This window comes from Acidithiobacillus sp. (assembly GCF_049965315.1).
Classification (GTDB): Bacteria; Pseudomonadota; Gammaproteobacteria; order Acidithiobacillales; family Acidithiobacillaceae; genus Acidithiobacillus_B.
In genome coordinates this window covers 1-1920 of record NZ_JBMFWL010000032.1, presented here as the reverse complement: position 1 = coordinate 1920, position 1920 = coordinate 1, and the positions used below count along the sequence as shown (strand labels likewise).

Below are 1920 nucleotides of genomic sequence, written 5' to 3'. Positions count from 1 at the left end.
CCGGGGAGCCATCTGCCAGCCGGTCCTTGCCGCCAAGCGCAGGAAATGGGCAGCAAGCCGCTTTTAGGCTATACTTTGAATCAAATGCGTGTTTTCAACCTCCAGGGTGGAATCGGCTAACATGGCACACATCCCCACCTTCCGTCTGCATGTCGTTGATGTCCATGGCGAAGTCTACTACGGCGATGTTCGTTTCGTCGCTGCACCTGCAGAAATGGGTGAAGTTGGCATCCTGCCTGGCCATGCGCCCTTGTTGAGCCGGATGCGCCCCGGGGAATTGCGTATCACCGCTGCCGATGGCAGCTTGCAGATCCTGTTTCTGGAAGGGGGCATGCTGGAAGTGCAGCCCTATCTGGTCAGCATCCTGGCCGATGCCAGCCTTCGCGTTCCCGACATCAACCCCAAGGATACCGAAGCCAAGCTCCAGGCAGCCCAGCGTGCCTTGAGCGAACACACATCGGAAATGAATCTCCTCATGGCCGAGCAGGAGCTCAAACGCGAACTGGCCAAGCTGCAGGCCCACCAACGCTATCAACAAAACCTGCAATTGGGGAAAACGGACGGTTACGACTGGCGCCGACCACCCTTGGCCGGCATCCCCGAAGTCAATATTCACGATCTCGAAGAATAACCATATCCCCCATGGCCATCAGCTTTATCCAGGGAGGGGAAGGGCGTCTGGTCATCCTCTTCCTCGCAGGGCTGGGTGCAGGGTTTATCAACGTCCTGGCCGGCGGCGGCTCGCTCCTCACCTTGCCGGTCCTGATCTTTGCCGGGTTGGACCCGGTCACGGCCAATGGTACCAACCGCATCGGCATATTGCTGGAAAACCTCACGGCGACCCATCACTTTCATCAGCGGCAACTCACCGAGTTGAAGCAGGGCGGCATGCTCGCCCTCTGGACCTTGCCCGGTGTGGTGAGCGGCGCCCTGGCCGGCGTCCACATCAGCAACCTCTGGTTTCAGCGCATTCTCGTCATCGTTCTGATCATCGGCGCCATCACCCTCCTGCTCCCCAAAAAGGCGGGCATCGTGCCGGGCAGCAGAGCCGATGGGCAACCTTCCCTCTGGCTCTACCCGGCCCTCGCCGCTTTGGGTTTTTATGGCGGATTCATTCAGGCCGGCATCGGCTTTCTCTTCATCCTGGTCCTGCGCAAGCTGCTCATCCGCCATCTACCCCAAGTGAACGCCTACAAGACCCTGATCATTGCCATCTACACCCTGCCGGCCCTGCTCATTTTTGCCTGGATGGGGGAGGTACGCTGGGGAATAGGCGTGACCATTGCCGTCGGTGGCGTCCTGGGCGCCTGGCTCGCCACCAAGGTCACCCTGGGCCGCCGGGGCGAACTATGGATCAAGGTGGCGGTCGTGGTCATGGTAGGCGTCATGGCCGCTAAATTATGGGTATAATCTTCATACGCTATTGAAAAAAGGAACCGGTATGCGCATCGAAACCCAGCAAGCCAACTATCAAGGCCGACCTTGTTGGCAAATCAGCATTGACGGCAACCCCATCGCCGATCTCCATTTCTACTCCGACCATAGTGCCCAGGCCTTCTGCGGCATCCTCACCCAGGCCGTCACCCTGGCCCGCGCCATGGAGGAGGATATGCGTATGGAGCTGGAGTCTCAGGGCGTCCTGGAGCACTTGGATCCCAAAGGCTCCCACCTGTACTGAGCACCCCTGCCCGCACCCTGGGGGTGGCGCGCACTCAATACGGTCGGGGGCCTGCGCGCCACGGGCGGCTTCCCCCGGTTTCAGTCGGGACAAAGCTTGCCGCAGACAGCCGCGAGAAGGGTAATGGCAATTCAGCGGCCATCGGGCGGCTGGCGGTGCCGGATTTCCCGATACTCCGCCACAATGACTTCTGAACCTCTTTTTTTCTGCAGCTTGCGGCGCTGCCACCAAAGCAGAATACC

3 protein-coding genes are annotated in these 1920 nt (G+C 59.9%); all 3 read left to right on the top strand.

Features of this window, described 5'->3' with window-relative positions; all coding sequences use genetic code 11:
* The first annotated feature begins 121 nt into the window (after positions 1 to 121).
* From atpC to ACP5MM_RS08120, 3 genes are read left to right on the top strand one after another with little or no spacing between them, the layout of a single operon-like run.
* A complete protein-coding gene (atpC, locus tag ACP5MM_RS08130) occupies positions 122 to 631 on the top strand; it encodes an ATP synthase F1 subunit epsilon (protein WP_427931979.1) in 510 nt (169 codons plus the stop codon).
* A gap of 11 nt (positions 632 to 642) precedes the next feature.
* A complete protein-coding gene (locus tag ACP5MM_RS08125) occupies positions 643 to 1410 on the top strand; it encodes a sulfite exporter TauE/SafE family protein (RefSeq protein WP_427931981.1) in 768 nt (255 codons plus the stop codon).
* A gap of 31 nt (positions 1411 to 1441) precedes the next feature.
* A complete protein-coding gene (locus tag ACP5MM_RS08120) occupies positions 1442 to 1678 on the top strand; it encodes a hypothetical protein (RefSeq protein ID WP_123105016.1) in 237 nt (78 codons plus the stop codon).
* Positions 1679 to 1920 lie beyond the last annotated feature (242 nt).

Coding starts and splice junctions, on each gene's coding strand:
- atpC (WP_427931979.1), top strand. CDS start 122: ATGGCACACATCCCCACCTTCCGTCTGCATGTCGTTGATGTCCATGGC.
- ACP5MM_RS08125 (WP_427931981.1), top strand. CDS start 643: ATGGCCATCAGCTTTATCCAGGGAGGGGAAGGGCGTCTGGTCATCCTC.
- ACP5MM_RS08120 (WP_123105016.1), top strand. CDS start 1,442: ATGCGCATCGAAACCCAGCAAGCCAACTATCAAGGCCGACCTTGTTGG.